This window comes from Gordonia bronchialis DSM 43247 (assembly GCF_000024785.1).
Taxonomy (GTDB): Bacteria; Actinomycetota; Actinomycetes; order Mycobacteriales; family Mycobacteriaceae; genus Gordonia; species Gordonia bronchialis.
In genome coordinates this window covers 3,318,115-3,336,971 of the sequence record NC_013441.1, presented here as the reverse complement: position 1 = coordinate 3,336,971, position 18,857 = coordinate 3,318,115, and the positions used below count along the sequence as shown (strand labels likewise).

17 protein-coding genes and 1 tRNA gene are annotated in these 18,857 nt (G+C 69.0%); 6 read left to right on the top strand and 12 right to left on the bottom strand.

Going from position 1 to position 18,857, the window contains the following annotated elements; all coding sequences use genetic code 11:
• Nucleotides 1–10: 10 nt before the first annotated feature.
• Nucleotides 11–244, bottom strand: coding sequence for a hypothetical protein (locus tag GBRO_RS15470; protein WP_012834835.1), 234 nt, complete (start codon nucleotides 242–244; stop codon nucleotides 11–13).
• A gap of 81 nt (nucleotides 245–325) precedes the next feature.
• Between GBRO_RS15470 and GBRO_RS15465 the strand changes: the two genes are divergently transcribed.
• Nucleotides 326–1,291: a GlxA family transcriptional regulator gene (locus tag GBRO_RS15465; RefSeq protein WP_012834834.1), complete on the top strand. Its 966-nt coding sequence runs from the start codon at nucleotides 326–328 to the stop codon at nucleotides 1,289–1,291.
• Here GBRO_RS15465 and GBRO_RS15460 read toward each other — a convergent pair.
• The 3 genes from GBRO_RS15460 to GBRO_RS27400 form a co-directional block, all read right to left on the bottom strand.
• The gene (locus tag GBRO_RS15460; RefSeq protein WP_012834833.1) at nucleotides 1,249–2,157 is read right to left on the bottom strand and encodes a serine/threonine-protein kinase; all 909 of its coding nucleotides are present in this window, start codon (nucleotides 2,155–2,157) and stop codon (nucleotides 1,249–1,251) included. The genes GBRO_RS15465 and GBRO_RS15460 overlap by 43 nt on opposite strands.
• Nucleotides 2,154–3,899, bottom strand: a complete 1,746-nt coding sequence (locus tag GBRO_RS15455) for an ABC transporter ATP-binding protein (protein ID WP_012834832.1) — start codon at nucleotides 3,897–3,899, stop codon at nucleotides 2,154–2,156. Before GBRO_RS15455 ends, GBRO_RS15460 begins: the two co-directional genes overlap by 4 nt.
• A gap of 78 nt (nucleotides 3,900–3,977) precedes the next feature.
• Nucleotides 3,978–4,112, bottom strand: coding sequence for a hypothetical protein (locus GBRO_RS27400; protein WP_012834831.1), 135 nt, complete (start codon nucleotides 4,110–4,112; stop codon nucleotides 3,978–3,980).
• Nucleotides 4,113–4,577: 465 nt separating this feature from the next.
• Between GBRO_RS27400 and GBRO_RS15450 the strand changes: the two genes are divergently transcribed.
• Nucleotides 4,578–6,305 carry a glycosyltransferase family 39 protein gene (locus GBRO_RS15450; RefSeq protein WP_227892965.1) on the top strand — a complete coding sequence of 576 codons (1,728 nt, stop codon included), beginning with the start codon at nucleotides 4,578–4,580 and terminating at the stop codon, nucleotides 6,303–6,305.
• 102 nt (nucleotides 6,306–6,407) lie between these two features.
• Here the strand turns inward: GBRO_RS15450 and GBRO_RS15445 are convergent.
• The 3 genes from GBRO_RS15445 to GBRO_RS15435 form a co-directional block, all read right to left on the bottom strand.
• Nucleotides 6,408–6,479 (bottom strand) — tRNA-Val (locus tag GBRO_RS15445).
• A 169-nt stretch (nucleotides 6,480–6,648) separates the two neighbouring features.
• Nucleotides 6,649–7,623, bottom strand: a complete 975-nt coding sequence (locus tag GBRO_RS15440; RefSeq protein ID WP_012834829.1) for a helix-turn-helix transcriptional regulator — start codon at nucleotides 7,621–7,623, stop codon at nucleotides 6,649–6,651.
• A 150-nt stretch (nucleotides 7,624–7,773) separates the two neighbouring features.
• Nucleotides 7,774–9,330 (bottom strand): serine/threonine-protein kinase, encoded by a 1,557-nt coding sequence (locus GBRO_RS15435; RefSeq protein WP_012834828.1) that lies wholly within the window; start codon nucleotides 9,328–9,330, stop codon nucleotides 7,774–7,776.
• A 123-nt stretch (nucleotides 9,331–9,453) separates the two neighbouring features.
• Between GBRO_RS15435 and GBRO_RS15430 the strand changes: the two genes are divergently transcribed.
• Nucleotides 9,454–10,314 carry a maleylpyruvate isomerase family mycothiol-dependent enzyme gene (locus GBRO_RS15430; RefSeq protein WP_012834827.1) on the top strand — a complete coding sequence of 287 codons (861 nt, stop codon included), beginning with the start codon at nucleotides 9,454–9,456 and terminating at the stop codon, nucleotides 10,312–10,314.
• 3 nt (nucleotides 10,315–10,317) lie between these two features.
• Here the strand turns inward: GBRO_RS15430 and GBRO_RS15425 are convergent, their stop codons facing one another.
• Together GBRO_RS15425 and GBRO_RS15420 are read right to left on the bottom strand one after the other, a co-directional pair.
• Nucleotides 10,318–12,297 carry a serine/threonine-protein kinase gene (locus GBRO_RS15425; RefSeq protein WP_012834826.1) on the bottom strand — a complete coding sequence of 660 codons (1,980 nt, stop codon included), beginning with the start codon at nucleotides 12,295–12,297 and terminating at the stop codon, nucleotides 10,318–10,320.
• Between the two features lie 226 nt (nucleotides 12,298–12,523).
• Nucleotides 12,524–13,366, bottom strand: coding sequence for a spermidine synthase (locus tag GBRO_RS15420; RefSeq protein WP_012834825.1), 843 nt, complete (start codon nucleotides 13,364–13,366; stop codon nucleotides 12,524–12,526).
• Nucleotides 13,367–13,587: 221 nt separating this feature from the next.
• Between GBRO_RS15420 and GBRO_RS15415 the strand changes: the two genes are divergently transcribed.
• Entirely contained in the window at nucleotides 13,588–14,580 is a 993-nt protein-coding gene (locus GBRO_RS15415) for a cobalamin biosynthesis protein (protein ID WP_012834824.1), read from the top strand.
• Here GBRO_RS15415 and GBRO_RS15410 read toward each other — a convergent pair.
• Nucleotides 14,558–15,541, bottom strand: a complete 984-nt coding sequence (locus GBRO_RS15410) for an SURF1 family cytochrome oxidase biogenesis protein (RefSeq protein WP_012834823.1) — start codon at nucleotides 15,539–15,541, stop codon at nucleotides 14,558–14,560. The genes GBRO_RS15415 and GBRO_RS15410 overlap by 23 nt on opposite strands.
• A gap of 36 nt (nucleotides 15,542–15,577) precedes the next feature.
• Here GBRO_RS15410 and GBRO_RS15405 point away from each other — a divergent pair, with 36 nt between their 5' ends.
• Complete coding sequence (locus tag GBRO_RS15405) at nucleotides 15,578–16,579, top strand: zinc-binding metallopeptidase family protein (protein WP_041919924.1); 1,002 nt, start codon at nucleotides 15,578–15,580, stop codon at nucleotides 16,577–16,579.
• A gap of 6 nt (nucleotides 16,580–16,585) precedes the next feature.
• Here the strand turns inward: GBRO_RS15405 and GBRO_RS15400 are convergent, their stop codons facing one another.
• Both GBRO_RS15400 and GBRO_RS26555 read right to left on the bottom strand, forming a co-directional pair.
• Nucleotides 16,586–17,059 (bottom strand): low molecular weight protein-tyrosine-phosphatase, encoded by a 474-nt coding sequence (locus tag GBRO_RS15400; RefSeq protein ID WP_012834821.1) that lies wholly within the window; start codon nucleotides 17,057–17,059, stop codon nucleotides 16,586–16,588.
• Nucleotides 17,052–17,738 (bottom strand): HAD hydrolase-like protein, encoded by a 687-nt coding sequence (locus GBRO_RS26555; protein WP_012834820.1) that lies wholly within the window; start codon nucleotides 17,736–17,738, stop codon nucleotides 17,052–17,054. The genes GBRO_RS15400 and GBRO_RS26555 overlap by 8 nt, the downstream gene beginning before the upstream one ends.
• Before the next feature lie 30 nt (nucleotides 17,739–17,768).
• On the opposite strand from GBRO_RS26555, the gene cobC reads away from it, so the two are divergent.
• Nucleotides 17,769–18,848: an Rv2231c family pyridoxal phosphate-dependent protein CobC gene (cobC, locus tag GBRO_RS26550; protein WP_052298417.1), complete on the top strand. Its 1,080-nt coding sequence runs from the start codon at nucleotides 17,769–17,771 to the stop codon at nucleotides 18,846–18,848.
• Nucleotides 18,849–18,857 lie beyond the last annotated feature (9 nt).

Sequence of the window (18,857 nt, the reverse complement as noted above, 5' to 3'; positions counted from 1 at the left end):
GCGGTGGTGCTCAGGCGCTCGGTTGCTGGTCCCGGCGGGTGAGCACCGTGAGTTCGTCGACGATCCGGTCGGTGTCCGGTCCGTACGGGCGGGCCTGTGCCCGACTCACCCAGTCGACGAGGAAGCCGAGCGGAACGGGCATCGGATCGCCGATCTTGCGGTGGGTCCGGTAGACGAGGATGGACATCGGGACGATGATCGGCAGTCCGATCAGCAGGATGAGGATGATGGCGAGTGCGGTCATGAAGAAATTGTTCGTCCACGCAGTTTCTGCCACCAGTGGCGGGAAAGCCAATATTCACAAATTATCTGCCATCATGGAGGCATGCTGCGTTCGGTCGGTGTGCTCCTGTTCGGAAACGTCGCGCTCTTTGAGTTCGGCGTCCTCTACGAGGTGTTCGGGACCGACCGCACCGACGACGGTGTGCCCGCCTTCGACTTTCGGGTGGCCTCCCCCGAACCCGGGTCGGCGCTGACTGTCGGCAACGGGATTTCGATCGCCGCGCCGTATCAGTTCGCTGATTGTCGGGACGTGGATCTGGTGGCCATCCCCGGTGGCAGCACCTCCGGTGATTACCCGGACGAGGTCCTGGACACGCTGCGTGCGGTGGTCGACAACGGGGGGCGTGTGCTGACCGTGTGTTCGGGGGCGTTCGTGGCTGCTGCCGCCGGTCTGCTCGACGGTCGGCGCTGCACCACGCACTGGATGTACGGGGCCAAGTTGGCGCGCATGTTCCCTTCCGCCGAGGTCGACACCGATGTGTTGTTCGTCGACGACGGGCCGGTCACCACCAGCGCCGGAACTGCCGCGGGCATCGACGCGTCGCTGCACCTCGTGCGGGAGTCGTGGGGGTCCGCGGTGGCCAATCGGATCGCCCGGCGGATGGTGGTGCCGCCGCACCGCGACGGCGGTCAGCGGCAGTTCGTCGACACCCCGATGCCGACTTGCGCCGACGACGGCTTCGGGGAACTGCTGCAGTGGCTGATGGAGCACCTCGACCACGACATCGCGGTCGACGACATGGCGACCCGCATGCACATGTCCGGCCGCACGTTCGCGCGCCGGTTCGTCGAGGAGGTCGGGGTGTCGCCGCGGCGCTGGCTGACCGAGCAGCGCGTGCTGGCCTCCAAGAGATTGCTGGAGACCACCGATCTGCCCATCGAGGAGGTGGCCAGGCTCGTCGGTTTCACCTCGGCGACGTTGCTGCGTCACCACTTCGCGACCGCCGTGGGAGTGGCCCCGCTGGTCTACCGTCGGCGCTTCGCGTGCGCGGGCGAGGAGGCGGGCTGACCCGTGTCCGGTGTCGCCGCCGACCTCGTCGTGGTTCTCGACAACGACGAAAGCCGTTGCCACACATCGCACATCGACGGTCGTCGGGCGGGGTCGAGGTGGACCATCTCGAGCAGCAGATCGCGCAACCCGGCCGGGAGGTGTTCGGGCACGCCGGCGGGCCGGCGTGGCATCCGACCCTCGCGCAACGGGATTCGGCGTCGTGACGACCAGACGGCCTCCCGGCCGAAGGGGCGTTGACCGGACAGGCTCTCCACCAGGGTGACGCCGAGTGAGAAGGTGTCGGCCGCCGGTGTCAGTGCGCGGCCGTCGGCCTGCTCGGGGGCCAGGTAACCGCGGGTGCCCGCGCCGGCGCGCCGCTCGCCGGGCCCGGTCAGCAGGCCGAGGTCGATCAGCGTTGCCTGCCCGCCGTGCACGATGATGTTCGAGGGTTTCACGTCGAGATGAATCCAGTTGTGGCCGTGCAGATACTGCAGCGCCGAGGACACCTGCAGGCCGAGTTCGACGGTGTCCGCGGGGTCGAGGCATCCGTCGTCGATGACGACATCAAGGGTGGCCCCGGGCACCGTCTGCATGGTGAAACCGACCGGTCCGTCGGCGTCGGGGGCGTCGCCGAACATGCCGTAACCGCGGACGAGGTGCGGATGTGACAACGTCTGCAGCGTGACGCCCTCGCGGATGACCGACGTGCGGATCTCGTTGTCACCGCGCCGATGCGCGCGGATGACCTTCACGATGCAACGGGTCCGCCGCACGGTGTCGAAGGCGTCCCAGGTGGTGGTCCGCTTGCCGGTGGCCATCAGTTCGAGGATGTCGATGTGGTCGAGGTCGGGCGCCGGGTCGGTGGGTGGCGGACGCAATCTCATCGCACACTCTCCGCCAACGATTCCGACGGTAAGGTCACCACGCGGTCGACGTAGGCGAGGACCACCGGGTCATGGGTGAGGATCAACCAGGTGCGGTCGCGCTGGTCGCACAGCGTACTCATCAGGCGGTGCGCGGCAGCGGGGTCGAGGCCGGTGGTCGGTTCGTCCAGGATCATCAGATCGCCACCGTGCAGCAGGGCCCGGGCCATGCTCAGCCGTTGCCGTTGACCGCCGGAGAGCAGTCGCCCGCGCTGTCCGATTCGGGTGTCGTATCCCGACGGCAGCCCCACGATGAAGTCGTGGGCGTCGGCGCGTCGCGCGGCGAGTTCGATTTCGGCGCGGGTCGCGTCGGGCCGCGCGAAGGCGATGTTCTCCGCGACGGTGGCGTCCATCAGCAGTGTCTCCTGCATCACCGTGGTGACCGACGCCCGCACCGACGCATGGGTCAGCGACGCGATGTCGTGCCGGCCCAGCAGAACCCGGCCCGACGCCGGTGCCGGGGTGCCGTCGAGCAGCCGGGCGACGGTCGTCTTGCCCGATCCGCTGGTGCCGATGAGCGCTACCCGCTCGCCGGGTTCGACGGTGAAGCTGAGATCAGACAGCGCATCGCGCGTGGTGTCCGGATAGCGCGTGCTGACGTCGTCGACGACGACCCGGTGGCGACCGCGCGGCAGATCGGTGGCCCCGGGCCGGTCGACGACCTCGGGTTCGTCGAGGAGTTCACGGACGCGCTCGACGCCGGCGCTCGCGGCGAACAGGGAGGGCAGCAGGTCGCCGAGATCACGGATCGGGCGATAGCAGCGTCCGAGCAGGGTGAGGAAGGCCAGCACCCCGCCGAGGGTCAGTCGGTCGGTGGACAGCGCCCATACCCCGAGGCCGATCACGGCGAGGATACCGATGAGTTCGAGCAGGTCGACCAGCGGCAGGAAGAGTGCCCGCACCCGGCTGCCGGTCAGTTCCGCACTCATGATCGCGCGATTCTGCCGGTCGTAGTCGGCCACGGCCTGGCGCATCATGCCGTAGCGCTGCACGAGCGCGGCGTTTCCCAGGCATTCCTCGGTGATCGAACCGAGCGAGCCGGCCCGTCGTCGCCGTTCACGCGACACCGATTTGGTGAGATCAGCGAAATGCCTTGCGGCCCACCAGAAGAACGGGATCACCACCAGGGATGCCAGCGCGAGCTGCCATTGCATCCAGAACAGCGCCACGAGGTACACCACAAGGGTGCACACCTGCCCGACGCCGCGGGTGAGCTGACCGACCATGAACGATTCGACGGCCGCGATATCGGAGGTGAGACGACTCAGAACGTCCCCGAGGCGGTGCCGGTCCAAGCGGTGTGGCGCCAGGGCCAGCACGTGGGCGAAGGTGTCGCGGCGCAGTCCGGTGAGGAACGTCTGGGATACCCAGGTCCCCAGGTAGTCGTCGGCGGAGTCGACGAGCGCGCCGAGCAGGTTCAGGCCGATGTAGGCCAGTGCGATCCAGAGCAGTGGGTGCGGATCGGCGGGCACCAGCACGTCGTCGACGAGCTTGCGGAACAGCGTGATCTCGGCGACGGCGATGAACGGAGCCGCCACCAGCAGTGCTAGCCCCAACGCCAGCCACCAGCGCAACGGTCGCAGGCGAGGCCAGAACTGCCGAATGACGTCGAGCAGGGTCATCCCGGCCGAGATCTCGACGATGGGACGGGTGTCGGCCTGCGGGTGTAGCAGGGCGGCGAGACGGGCGCGGAACTCGGCCATGGTTCTCCTGAAGGATGTGCGGGCGGCCACCGGAGGTGGGGGTGCGTATCGAGGTCCGCACCCCCCCCACCCGGGAAGTCAGTCCGTGGTGATGACCGGGCGGCGGGGCCGGCGCGGAAGACGACGACGGAATCGACCGATGTCGGTGGTGGTGAGGACGTTGCGGCCGCGGACGGCGGGTTCGAGGGCACTGAAGATGGCGGAGCGGGACATGGTGAGCCTTTCGTGAATGGTTGCTTCGGGCCGGTCGGCCCGACTCCGTCTTGCGGAGCCACTCAGTACTTTTCCGCCCCGCCGTGAGGCGACCATGAAGCGTTCATGAGGAACTTTTCATCCGCGTCGAGTGGGGTCGATCGAGCAGGAACCCGGCCGTTCGAGCGGGGACCGAAGCGCACCCCGTCACGGTGCCGTCGGACCCGGGCGGGCAAATTCCGGCACATCCGGCGAACACTCCTGTGCCCTCGGTGATCTCACAGCTGTTTGGCAGCCTCAGGCCACCTTCTCCTCAGTGGGCGTGGCGCACGATCGGAGCATGGTTCACACCCTGCCCCCGGCCTCTGCCGACACCGCTTGCTCGGAGTCACCCACCGAACCGACGGTGGCGGTTCCGGCGCTGCCCCCCGCGACGCCGCGTGATCGCATGTTGCTCGCGGCGTTGCTGCTCGGCACCGCGGTCCTCTGTCCGGGCGCATCTTCGGCTATTCGTCGGCCAGCCTGTTGATTCCGCAGGCGCTGATGGGGGTGGCCGCGGTGGCGTTGCTCTATGCGGCCGTGACCCGGATTTCCGGGCGTGCCGCGGGACTCGTGGCCGGGGCGGCACTCGCGGTGACCCCGGTGGCGGCGATGACGTTCCGGTTCGACAATCCCGACGCGTCGATGGTGCTGCTGATGACCGCCGCGGCCTACTGCACGGTTCGTGCGTTGCCGCGAGCATCGGTGCGCTGGCTCGCGTTGGCCGGCGTCGCACTCGGATTCGCCTTTCTCGCCAAGATGCTCGAGGGGCTGATGGTGTTGCCCGCGTTGGGCGCGGTGTATCTGTTCGCCGGGGCGGGCGGTTGGGTCCGGCGGGTGCGTGACCTGTTGATCGCGGCGGTGGCACTGGTCGTGTCCGCCGGATGGTACGTGGTTCTCACGATGGTGTGGCCCGCCTCATCACGCCCATATCTCGCCGGCTCCGACGACAACAGCTTCATGAACCTGGTCTTCGGCTACAACGGTCTCGACCGGATCGAGGGCGGCGGGCATCGCAACCCGGCCGCCGGCGCACCCACCGGTGCTCTGGCACACCGATTCTCGGGCATGTTCGGGAACCCGCCGGGGCCGGGCCGGTTATTCGGCGGTGAGTTCGGCGGCGAGATCTCCTTTCTGCTGCCGACAGCGCTCATCGCCCTGCTCGTGGTGGTGATCCTGCGTGGACGCGCCGCCCGCACCGACCAGGTTCGGGCCGGCGCCGTGATGTTCGGGCTCTGGCTGCTCGTCGACGGAATCGTGTTGTCGTTCATGGGCGGAACCGTCCATCCGTACTATTCGATGGCCATCGCGCCGCCCATCGCGGGACTCGTCGGCATCGGTGTCGTCGAGGCGTGGCGGGCCCGCGACGATGCCGCCGCGTACCGCCGGTGGGTGGCCCGGGGCGGACTGGCGGCGATGATCGTCGCCGGCGCGATCTGGGCGTTCGTGGTGCTCGACCGCGAACCGACGTGGCAGCCCTGGCTGCGATGGGCGGTACTCATCGTCGGATCGGTCGCGGCGCTCGGTGTGCTCGTCCCGCGGCGATGGAGTCGGCGGATCGGCCTGGGGGTCGTCGTCGCCGGGGTGGTCGCGGTGCTCGCGGCGCCTGCCGCCTACGCCATCACCGGCGACGGCGTCGCGCATACCGGGGGTAGTCCGTCGGTGCTGCCGCAGGCGCACTCGGGTGCCGGTCACGGGGCCACCGCCGGCATGCACTCCGGCACGTGGGGGAGTACGCAGGACTCACCGGCCCTCGATCGCCTCCTCGCGGCGAACCACGACCGCTGGGCGGCCGCGGTGAACCGGACCGGCACCGCGGCGTCGCTCGAACTGCAGGCGCGGGTGCCGATCATGGGTATCGGTGGCTTCTCCCACGATCCGGCACCGACACTCGTCCAGTTCGAGCGCGACGTCGCCGACCACGAGATCGGGTATTACGTGATGTCCGGCAACGGAACTGGGAACGCCGCCACGACGAATGCGGCCACGCCGCGACACGGTCGGACGGGGCACGAGACGAGGTCGGTTCGTCACGCGTCGTCCGGTATCGGGTCAGGGCTCGGTTCACGTACGCGCGGCGGGGTGAGCGACGAGATCGACGAGTGGGTGATGGCGCACTACACGCCGCGGACCGTCGGGAATTACGTTGTCTACGAACTGGATTCGTCGAACTGACTCAGCCGAACCATCCGCCGGGCCGCGGGGTGTTCTGGGGCGAGTCGGTCAGTGTGCTGCGGTCTAAATGACATGACGCCGTGGGCGGGCTCATCGCAACGGTGCGCGCAAAGGGATTCGAACCCCTGACCGCTGGTGTGTAAGACCAGAGCTCTACCGCTGAGCTATACGCGCGCGGACCACGCCCGCTCGGGCGCGCCAACAAACGAATGTAGCGGGTTACCAGGCGGGATACCAAAACATGCGCGTGGCGCACGATCCAGAAAGGTCACCCCTGCGGTGGCCGACATGTACCGGTGCACCCCGACCCCCGCAGCGGTGACCTTTCTGGACACGGAGCGTGTCAACCGACGGCCCGGCGGTACCGCTGTGCAGCCCGCTCGTGGTAATCGGCGACCGCGGCGCACTCGGCGCGCAGATCGTCGGGTTCGAGGATGGTGAAGTCCGCGTCGAAGGCGTGCATCCATCGGGCGATGGAGGTCAGTGAGGTGCTGTAGACCACCAGTTCGCAGCTCGCGTCGTCGCCGGCCTCGATGGTGCCCCACGCGTCGTTGACCATCGCCGCCACGGTTTCGAGTGGGGCGTGGATGCGGACCCGCGCGGTCGCCTGACGGTAGACCGCACCGAGGTTGCGGGCAAGGTAGGCGGCGGCCGAGTCGTCGGGGAGTTCGTGTGGGGTGAACCGGGGACCGGTCGGCGTCTTGGGGGTCATGCGGTCCACGCGGAACGAGCGCCAATCCTCCCGCGTCAGGTCCCAGGCGACGAGGTACCACCGATAACCGTTGCGCACCAGTCGATATGGTTCCACCTCGCGTCGGCTCTCGTCGCGGTTGGGCCGTCGGTAGTCGAAGCGTAGGCGCTCCGTTCGATGGCAGGCCGTGGCGATCTCGGTGAGGACATCGGCCGAGACCGCGCTGGCGGGCTGCTGGTGGGGGACCGCCTCCACACGGAGCGCGTCGAGGCGATGCCGCAGCCGGGACGGCATCACCTGACGCAGTTTGGTGAGCGCACCCGCCGACGCCTCCGCCATGTCGGCGACCGCGCCCGTGGTCACCGCGTCGAGCCCGAGCGCAACGGCGAGTACCTCCTGGTCGTCGAGCAGTAGGGGCGGCATCTCGGCCCCCGCGCCCAGGCGGTATCCGCCGCCGACGCCGACCGTTGCGTCCACCGGGTACCCGAGCTCACGGAGCTTGTCGACGTCGCGCCGGACGGTGCGGGTGGTGATGTTGAGCCGGTCGGCGAGCTCGTTGCCCGACCACTCGCGTCGCATCTGCAACAGGGAGAGCAGTGCGAGCAGACGGGCGGATGTTTCCAGCATGCTCACATGCTGCCCCATCTTGCGGACAGGTTCTGACCTCAATGAGAACCGAGTGCCGCCGAAAACCTGGCTTGCTGGGCACCGCCACGTGCACCATCCAGCCGGCGGACTCCCACGTACATATTTCGGCGCCCGGACGCGGCCGCCGGCTCAGCAGGTGAGGTAGGTGCTCGGGTCCGACGTGGTGTCCAGCCACTTGCCGTAGGCGTCACCGCCGACCTGGTTGCGCAGGGCGCAGATGTCGGCGAGCGTCGACCCGGCAACCTTGTAGACGGCATAGATCGGGTTTCCGTTGAGGCTCTGGCGCAGCGACGGACAGGACTGATCGGTGCGGAGGTAGCTGAACCCCGGGTACTGGTTCAGATAGTTCTGCACCTCGGTGGCATAGCTGCCCGGGGTGGTCGCGTTGGCGACCACCACGATGCCGGTCCCGTCGCACGCGGGCCGGGAGATCGGAACGGCCAAGCCCAGATCTCCGGCGCCGCGGGGATCCGCCGTCGGTGTGGATGCCGTCGGTGTGGTTGCGGCTGGGGGCGTCGTGAGGGGGGGTGTCGTCGCCTCCGCTGACGTGGTCGTCGGATCGACGGTGACGTAGCGCGTGGGCACTTCGGAGACCGTTGCTGCGTTCTTCCCGTCGTCGGAGTTCGACGACAACAGCACCCAGCCGACGGCGCCGATCGCGATGACCAGCACGACGATTGCGGTGATCGCCGCGGGCAACAGGATCGAGGATCGGGGCGGTTGCGGTACCGGTCCGGACGGCGCGTACGGATGGCTCGGGTATCCGCCCGGCCCGGCCGCCGTTGCCAGGTACTGCGGACCGGATGTGCTCACCGGTGGCCGTGGCGGCATGACGGTCGGGGGAGCGGCCGGAGCGTAGGTCGCGGTCGAGGACGGTCGTCTCGATGCGGCCCGGGCATCGTCGACGAGTGCGCCGGCACTCGAATACCGCGCGGCGGGATCCTTGGCCATCGCTGCGGCGATCACCGCGTCGAACGGCGAACCCAGCGCGGGCGGCTGCTTGGCGAGATGCGCGGCGATCAACTGTTCGACGGTGGTCGCGGACGCGAAAGGGTGTGCGCCGGCCAGACATTCGTACAGCACGCAACCGAGTGCGTAGATGTCGGCAGGTGGCCCGACGGGATGATCACCGAATCGTTCGGGCGCCATGTATCCGAACGATCCGATGGCGGTGCCGGCGCTGGTCATTCGGGTGTCGGTGTCGGCCTGCGCGAGACCGAAATCCACCAGATATGCGAAGTCGCGGTTGTCGATGAGCACGTTGTCGGGTTTGACGTCCCGGTGCACCAGACCACTGCGATGGGCTGCGTCGAGCGCGTCGGCGATCTGGCCGAGCACCGACACCGTGCGTTCGCCCGACAACGGGCCGTCGGACTCCAGCACGGCCCGCAGATCCCGGCCGTCGACGAGCCGCATGTCGATGTAGAGCAGGCCGTCGATCTCACCCCAGTCGTGGATGGGGATCACGTGCGGGTCGTTGAGTGAGGCCGCCACCCGTGACTCGCGCAGGAACCGATCGCGGAACGACGCGTCGTCGGCGACGGATTCGCGCAGCAGTTTGAGCGCGACGACGCGGCCCTTTCGGGTGTCGGTTGCGCGATACACCTCACCCATCCCGCCGCGGCCGAGTAAAGACTCGATCGCGTAGTGCCCGAGGACGGTTCCCGAGCGATCGTCTGATGCCACGACGATCAGCCTAGTGGTCGGTGCCGGCCACCGACGGTATGGCGCGAATCGTGCGGCACCACCCGCACACACCGCTACGGTGAGTCGAGCAGCCCGGAGACCAACCGCGAGGAGAACGACATCATGGCCACGACCTTCGTGCCCATCGGCCCCGTGACCGAGGCATTGACCGCTGCGTGGGCGGCGATCGCAGAGCTCGGCCACACGCTCGACGACGACGGGTGGACGTCGCCGTCGGTGCTGCCGGGATGGACGCAGGGCGACATCGTCGCGCACATCATCGGCACCGAGAGCATGCTCGCCGGCCGCGACGCCGACGAGGTGCCGGACGTGGGTTCGCTTGCGCACGTGCGCAATCCGATCGGCGAGCTCAACGAGAAGTGGATCACCCAGTTCCGTTCTGTCGCGCGTGGCGACGTGCTCGCCGCGCTCGACGAGATCGTCGCCGTGCGCGTCGGTGCGCTGCGGGCCATGACCCAGGAGGACTTCGACGCCGAGACGATGACACCCGCCGGCGCCGACACCTACGGGCGGTTCATGCGGATCCGCATCTTCGACTGCTGGATGCACGAGGTGGATCTGCGCGACGGCATCGGCACCTCGACCATGCCGACCACGCCGACCACGCCGACCACGCCGACCGCGCCCGACGCGCTGACCACCGACTGGGCGCTGGCCGAGATCGCCGCGTCGTTACCGTTTGTCGTCGGCAAACGGGCCGGCGCAGCCGCCGGTTCCACCGTGCACTTCCGGATCACCGGTCCCGCGCCGCGAGACGTGCGCATCGCGGTCGGAGAGCGCGCTGCGGCGGTGGACGCTTTCGACGGTGGCGACGACACCGCCACCGTCCGGCTCACCGTCGATGCCGTCGACCTGGCGCGACTGGTCGGCGGGCGACGCGACGCCGACCCCGCCTCGGTGAGCGTCGACGGCGATGCGGAGCTGGCGGCGCGGATCGTCGAACGAGCGAACTACGTGATCTGACCGCTAACCAGGCGTGATGACGGCCCGCTGAATGATGATGGTGGACTTGGGTTTCCCGTAGGTGTTGCCGGCCTCGGACGGAATGAACCCGACGTTCACGATGCTGTCGAGAACCCCGAGTGAGGACGCGTCCACGGTGCCGACGATCGTGTACCTCAGCGGCAGGTTGATGTCCTTGGAGACGAAGAACAGCATCGTCGAACCGCCGTCGGAGCTGATCTCGCTGGACGGGAACACCGCGACCGTGCCACGCGGATAGGTGAAGGTGTCCGCACCGCTGGTGTTCTTCCCGCCAGGGGTCAGGCCCTCGGGGAGTTCGTCCGGACTGGTCCAGCCGGGGTTGTTGTCGACCCTGCCGTTGGAGGACCCGCAGAAGACGTAGGACGTTCCGAGTTCGCCACAGCTGTTGCCGGAGTAGAAGTTTCCGCCCTGGATCACCTCGGTGACCGCACCGACGTTGCACGGCGCCTTGGACCGGTTCATGGTGACCGCCAGATCGCCGAACTGCGCGAAGGTGAACGTGGCATGGACGGTGCCGTCCTTGGGCTGCTGCCCGGCCGGTTTGGGCTGAGACACACCACCGACGACGGTCCGGTCGGTGTAGTCGCATGCGATCGTGGCGACCGACGGGGTCGTCGACGAGGCCGCGGGGTCGTCACCGCCACCGCTGGCCGCCCGCACGGCGAAGAACACACCGGCGCCGACCAGAGCCAACACCACGATCACTGCGACGCCGATGAGTGCGACACGAGAACCGTTGGAGGTCTTCGGTGTCGGGCCGGGGCCTTGTGGAGAGCCCCCCCATCCGTACAGCGATTGCGGGCCGGAACCGGGCGGAGGTGTGTAGCCGCCACCGGGCGGCGGGGTGTGCGGGCCCGACGGGGCGCCCGGTCCGGCGTGGGTGGGTCCCGACGGGCCGCCGGGGGTGGGCCCCGAGTACGCCGAACGCACCTGCGTGGGTCCCGACATGCCCGGACCCGCCGGTGTCGGCGTCGACCCGGGACGCGACGACGGGTAGGACGGACCGGACGTCGTCCGCGGGTGGGACGGACCGGTCGTGGGACGTGAACCGCCCGGCGTTCCGGTGAACCCGGGAGGTGCGGTGGGTCCCGAGCCGGGGGTACCGCCCGGCGGTGGGCCGTACGGCCGCGGCGGCGGTGTCACCGTCGACGGGGTGTGGGAGATCGCGGCGGCAGCCGCGCGCATCATCTCCTTCGCGGTCCCGAAGCGTTGCGCCGGGTCCTTGGCCAGACCCCGGGCCAGCACCGGGTCCAGGGGGCCACCGGTCATCGGCGGCGGCTGGGTCAGGTGCGCGGTCATGATGCCCGCGTCGGTCTTGGACGGGAACGGGACCGAACCGGTGACCGACTCGTAGAGGACGCATGCCAGTGCGTAGATGTCCGACGCCGGTCCGGCCGGGACGTCGTTGAGGCGCTCGGGCGCCATATAGGCCAGCGTCCCGAGCGCGGTGCCCACCATCGTGAGGTGTTTGTCGGAGGCGCCGTGCGCGATCCCGAAATCCACCAGGTAGGCGAAGTCGTCGAGGTTGAGCAGGATGTTGTCCGGCTTCACGTCACGGTGGACGAGGCCGTTGCGATGCGCGGCGTCGAGTGCACCGGCGATCTGGGTCAGGATGTCGATCGCGCGGTCGGGTGCGAGCGGGCCCTTCTTGAGGAGGGTGCGCAGATCGTGCCCCTCCACCAGTCGCATGTCGATGTAGAGCACCCCGTCGTGCTCGCCCCAGTCGTGGATCGGGATGACGTGCGGATCGGACAGCTTCGAGGCGGTCTTGGACTCGCGTTCGAACCGTTCGCGGAAATCGGCGTCGTCCGAATAGTGCAGCGGCAACAGTTTGAGCGCCACCGTGCGCTCTTTCACCGTGTCGAGTGCCTCGTACACCTCACCCATACCGCCCCGGCCCAGCAGACGGCCGATTCGATAGGGACCCAGCATGGTGCCGGTCCTCGACTTCGGCTCGGTCACGTCACCCCTCGTTCGTGTTGTGGAATCAGGTGCGTCCGTTCGCACCACGGACGCAAGCCTATCGAGTGAAGCAGGTCCTCGTATGTCGAGTGGTGGGGGGACACGCACCGCACCCCCCACTCGAACCCGTGTACGACCAGGTTGCACTGAGGTGAATACCAGGATTCGTGCAACGAAATCTCATGTCGTTCGCCTGAACGATTGACCCACTGTGTTCGCGATGCAGTCAGAGGTCGGCCTCTATGTGGACGCCGGCGTCGGTGCCGCTGTGGACGTCGTGGCGGACACCGGAGCCGAAGGCCCGGGCCTCGGGACCGTCGACGACGCGGGCCGGAAGGGGATCGCTGAGCAGGCGCCGAACCAGTGCGGCGGATGCGGTCAGCGGGCCGTCGCTGCCCGCCAGGACCACGTTGCCGGTGCGTCGGCCCTTCAGCATTGGCGGATCGGCGATCACCATCACGTTCTGGAACACCGACGCGATGGTGGCGAGCTCGGTCCGGGCTTCCTCGAGCCGACGGCCATCGCCGCAGTTGGCCAGGTAGAGCCCACCCGGCACCAGCACGTCGTGCACCGCGGACGCGAACTCACGAGTGGTGAGATGACGGGGCGTCCGGTCGCCGACGAAGGCGTCGCGAACCACGATCTCGCGGGTCGCCGGCTGCAGGCTCGTCGTCACCGCCCGCGCGTCACCGACCCGGATGCGCAGCAGCGGCGCGCGCGGCAGATCGAACCACTCGCGCACCAGCCGGGCGAGTTCGGCATCGATCTCGACCGCGACCTGCCGGGCGTCGGGGAACCGGGACGCAAGACAGCGGGGCAACGCACAGGCGGCGGCGCCGAGATGCAATACGCGTAGCCGTGATCCGGTGTCGTGACGATCCTCGATGACGGCCGCCATCTGCCGCAGGTACTCGAAGTCGAGCAGCGTCGGGTCCGGATGGATGTGCGAGCTGTGCGTGCCGTTGATGGTCAGCAACCAACCGCCGGCCACCGGGTCGGGCGCGAGTTCGGCGGTGCCGCCGTCGATCGGGTACGTGCCCGCGACCGGGTGCGGTGGGGTCCTGGCCACGACGCTAGTGTCCCGCGTCGGAAACTCGTTGACGATTCCGACACCCGGGCGGGCCCTCGCTGTGTTGGCGTCGTCGCAGGTACATCCAGTAGCTGCGTGCTCGGCCGCCGTGCGATGCATCCACCTGGATCGCCGGACCCGCGCAACGAATTTCCAACACGGGACACCAGTCTCGCACGCGCCGGTCGGTCGGCGGATCGCCGCCCGATACGATCTCCCGCGTGATCCGATCGCAGCGCACCGGAGTCCGCCGCACCCAGGTGTTCTCGACCGCGGCCGGCCTTGCCGCGGGCTACGCCCTCGACCGGATCGCCGCCGATCCGCGGCGCGGACACCCGGTCGCCGTGTTCGGTCGCCTGGCCGCGGATGCCGAGCGGCATCTCTATCGCGATTCCCGGTGGGCCGGAACGCTGTTCGTCGCCGGGACCGTGGGTCCCGCGGTGCTCGGCGGGCGTGTGCTGCGCGACGTGTGCCGCTCGGCCCCGGCCCGGTGTCTGGCCACGGCAGCGGTGACGTGGTCTGTGCTCGGCGGGACGTCACTGACCCGGGTCGGCGCGCAGGTGGCCGACGCCCTGGACGCCGGGGACATCGTTGCCGCGCGCGCGCTGGTGCCGAGTCTGTGCGGCCGCGATCCAGAATCGCTGGATGCCGCCGGGATCTGCCGGGCAGCTGTCGAATCGCTCGCGGAGAACACCTCCGACGCGACCGTCGGCCCACTGGTGTGGGGTGCGCTGGGCGGCATCGGTGGCCTCATCGGCTACCGGGCGATCAACACGCTCGACGCGATGGTCGGTTACCGCAGCCCGCGATACCGCAATTTCGGATGGGCGGCGGCGCGGACCGACGACATCGCGAACCTGGTCCCGGCCCGGCTGGCGGGTGCGCTCACCGTGGTGGTCGGCGGTGCGCCGCGACGGGCGGCGGCCGCCTGGCGTGCAGATGCGCACGCGCATCCGAGTCCCAATGCGGGCGTGGTGGAGTCGGCGTTCGCGGGAGCGCTGGGCGTGCGCCTCGGCGGTCCGACGGTGTACCCGCACGGAACCGAGGATCGGCCCGTTCTCGGTGCGGGTGCTCCGCCGACGCCGGATGATCTGCGCGCGACCGTCCGCCTGTCCCGGCGGGTCCAGATCTCCGCGCTGGTTGTCGCGCTCGGGCTGGCCGCACTCGGCGGTCCTCGCCGCAGGCGATCGGTCAGCCTCCGTAGCGCTGGCTGAGCTTGTCGCGCACCTGATCCGGGGTGCGTTCGGCGTCCGGGCCGCTGCCGACCTGACCGACCTGACGCGGATCCGGGGCGGTACTGGCGGCACGTAGGTCACTGCGAACACGTCGTCGACGCTCGGCACGTGCCGACGACGCCGCTCCGGCGGTGTCCACGGCAGGTGCCGATTCCGAGGAGGTCTCCGCGGTGACGGTCGATGACCGTGCCCGGTTGGCTGCGGCGCTTCGGCGCCGTTGCCGGATCTCCGAGTAGAGGAAGTAGGCGGCACCCAGCGGAGCCATGATGCCGAAGGCCAGCCACTGCAGCCCGTAGGACAGGTAGGGCCCGGAATCGAGCTGCGGCAACGGGATCTCGCCCAGCGACCCCGGCTGGGCCGGGGAGAGCTGGACGTAGAACCCGTCCATCCGGAGGCCGGTGGCGCGCCCGATCTCGGCCGGATCGATGGTATACACCGCGAGCATGTTCTCTTCGGAGTGCGCGCCGCGGCCGGGTGTGGTTCCCTCCGGTGCGCGAATGCGTCCGGAGATCGTGACCTCGCCGGTGGGGACCGCCGGGATGGGCGGGGCGGCGCCCTCGGCGGGCCGCACGAAGCCGCGGTCGACCGCGATGACCCGGTCGGTACCGGCAACGGCGAACGGAGTGACGACCTCGATGGCGGCCTGCTCGTCGACGTTGCGCAGCCGTACCAGCGTCTGTGCGGCCGGCAGGTAATGACCGCTGATCGTGACCTCACGCCATTCGTTGGACGCGTCGAAGGCGCCCGTCGGGGCGAGTTGCGCCAACGGAACCGGGCCGGTGTCGGCGGCGGCGCGGATGAGGTCGTTGCGGTGTTCGGTAGAGGAGTTCTTACCCAGCTGCCACGGCGCGAGCAGCGTGAAGCAGGCCACGGCGAACGCGATCACGACGACACCCAGGGCTATCCACCCAGGTCGCAGTACGGTTCGCAACACATGCACGGTTCAACGTTACCGAGGCCGGGTAGCGTGGAACCAATGCGCGACTTCTTATGCCGCAAATGCGGACAACGCCTTTCCTTCGAGAACAGCCTCTGCCTGCATTGCAAGAGCCCGCTCGGGTTCTGGTTGCCGACTCGGTCGATCTACGTGCTCGACGAGAAGGAGCGCACCGAGGTCGACGGTGTCCTCGTCGAGCGGTGTGCGAACAACAAAGTGGCGCAATGTAATTGGCTGGTCGAATGGACCGGCAAGTCGGAGCTCTGCGCGTCGTGCCGGTTGACCCGGACGCGTCCGGCCGACGACGACACCGACGCGCTGCCCGCCTACGGGCAGGCCGAGACGGCCAAACGCCGGCTGATCCTGGAGCTCGACGAGCTGGGCCTGCCGATCCGCGGGCGTGACGAGGATCCCGACACGGGCCTCGCCTTCGACCTGCTCTCGAGCGCCCGCGAGCCGGTCGTCACCGGCCACGCGAACGGTGTCATCACCCTCGATCTCGCCGAAGGTGACGACGTGCATCGCGAACAGATGCGGGTGGAACTCGCCGAGCAGTACCGCACGGTGCTCGGGCATTTCCGGCACGAGATCGGCCACTACTACCAGCTCGTCTTCCTCGACTCGGCCCGAGCCGGCTTCGAGGCGCTGTTCGGCAACCCCGACGAGGACTATCAGGCCGCCCTCGACCGTCACTACTCGCAGGGTGCGCCGGCCGGGTGGGAGCAGAACTTCGTGTCGTCGTACGCGACGATGCATCCCGCCGAGGATTTTGCCGAGACCTTCGCCCACTACCTGCACATCCGCGACACCCTGGACACCGCGGCGGCGTTCGCGATGGCACCGGCGGGCGCCACACTCGACGGCATCCTGCCCGGCGACGTCGGCTTCGAGCAGATCGTCGAGTGGTGGCTGCCGCTGACCTGGGCGCTCAACCAGATCAACCGGTCCATGGGCCACCCGGATCTGTACCCGTTCGTGCTGCCCGCAAAGGTGCTCGAGAAGATCAAGTTCGTGCACAACCTGGTGATGCCGCAGGCGTGAGGCGAGTCAGGCCAGCCGGTCGACGGCCCAGACGACGAGCCCGGGCATCGACTTCTCGATCTGCTCGCGTGTCACGGTGAAGTCCTCGGTGCCGCCGTAATACGGGTCGGACAGGTCGAGATCGGCGGGATCGGCCGTCGGATCGAAGGAGCGCAGTAGCCGGACCCGGTCGCCGAGGCGTTTGCGTTCGAGTTCGTGCACGTGCCCGGAGTCCATGGCGACCAGCAGATCCGCCTCATAGTGCTCGGGACCGAGCTGTGCGGCGACGTGGGCATCGGAGTAGCCGTGGGCCAAGAGTTCGGTGCGGGCCCGGTTGTCGGCGGGTTCACCGGTGTGCCATCCGCTGGTTCCGCAGCTGGAGACCCGGATCTCCCCGGTCAGCCCCTGCTCCTCGAGGGCGCGGAGAAAGATGTTCTGTGCCATCGGTGACCTGCAGATGTTGCCGGTACAGACGAAACAGATGTGTAGCCGTTCAGACACCCAATACCTCGCGCAGATCCGCTGTCGATGCAACAGGCCACGTCGCGTGGCGGCCTTCCCCTACCTGAGAGTAACCCCATCCGACCAGGATTGCCGGAATGCCGAACCGGGCGGCGCCGTCGACGTCGTGGCTGCGGTCGCCGATCATCACCACCGGCACCCGCGGCCGCCGCGTCGACGGATCGAGGCCGATGCCCAGTTCGGTCAGGGCGTGTTCGATGACGTCGGCCTTGTGGCGGCGGGTGCCGTCGTCGCTGGCACCCGCGATCACCTGGAAGTACCCGGCCAGTCCGAAGTGTTCCAGGATGGCGCGGGCGGTGGTCTGGTTCTTCGAGGTCGCGAGCGCGAGCGTGCGTCCGGCGGCGGCGAGATCGGCCAGGACCGCGTCCATCCCCTCGTAGACGGAGTTCTCCAGCCAGCCGGTCTCGGTGTAGCGGCTGCGGTAGGCGCGCATCGCATCGTCGGCGACCTCGGGGGACAGGCCGAGCGCGTGCAGGGAGTCGATCATCGGGGGACCCGCGATGCCGCGCACCACTTCCGGGGCGGGCTCGGGGGCGCCGACGGCGGCGAGTGCGTGGCGAAAACTGTTGGCGATGCCCTCGAAGCTGTCGGTGATCGTGCCGTCGAGATCGACGAGGAGGATGGTGGCCGGGTCACGGGGGTCTGGCAACGAAGTCACTCGTTCATCGTGCACGTAATGTCGAGTGACATGACATCCGGGTTGAATCGGGCGGCAACCGATGCGACGGGCGGCCTCTACGCTCTCGACCGGCACGGTGATCGTGATGCGCGTCCGGGGCTGGTGGATTTCGCGGTCAACGTGCGTGGCGTCCCACCGGAGTTCGTGATCGAGGCGGTGCGAGCGCGCCTCGGCGACCTGGCGCGCTACCCCTCCCACGACGACGAGTCGCAGGCCGTGGCGACCGTCGCGTCGGCGCACGCCCGTCCGGTCGAGGAGGTGCTGCTGCTGGCTGGGGCGGCCGACGGCTTCGAGATGCTGCCCCGGTTGCGGCCCCGCCACGCCGCCCTGATCCAGCCCTCGTTCACCGAGCCGGAACTGGTGTTGCGGGCCGCCGGGATTCCGGTCACGCAGGTGGTGCTGCCCGCGCCCTATCAGCTCGCCGACGCCGAGGTACCCGACGACGCGGACCTGCTGGTGGTGGGCAATCCGACCAACCCGACGTCGGTGCTGCATCCGGTGTCGGCGATAGCCGCGCTACGACGCCCGGGACGCCTGATCGTCGTCGACGAGGCGTTCGCCGACCTCACCCTGGGTCCCGACGGAACGCGCGAGCCAGCCTCACTGGCCCGGCATCGGTGGCCCGATGTGATCGTGATCCGCAGCGTCACAAAGACTTTCGGACTGGCGGGGCTCCGGGCGGGCTATCTGCTGGCGGCGCCCGAGGTGATCGCCCGGCTCAGCGCGGGCCGTCGGCCGTGGCCGTTGGCCACCCCGGCGCTCGCGGCGCTCGTCGCCTGCGCGGGGGAACGCGGCGAGCGCTACTGCGCCGAGCAGGCACGCGCCGTCGAGAGCGAACGCGCCCGGATGTGCGATGAACTCGAGCGGGCCGGATTCGGTGTGCTCGCCGAGCCCCGCGCCCCCTTCGTCCTGGTGTCGGCCGACGACGCCCTCCCACTCAAACAGCGGCTCGCCGACCACGGATTCGCGGTCCGCAGTTGCGCCAATTTCGTCGGACTCGGGCCGGATCATCTGCGGTTGGCGGTCCGGCCGATCGACCAGGTCGTCGCCCTCACGACGGCAATCACCTCGATTCGGCAGACACAGTGACACGACAGG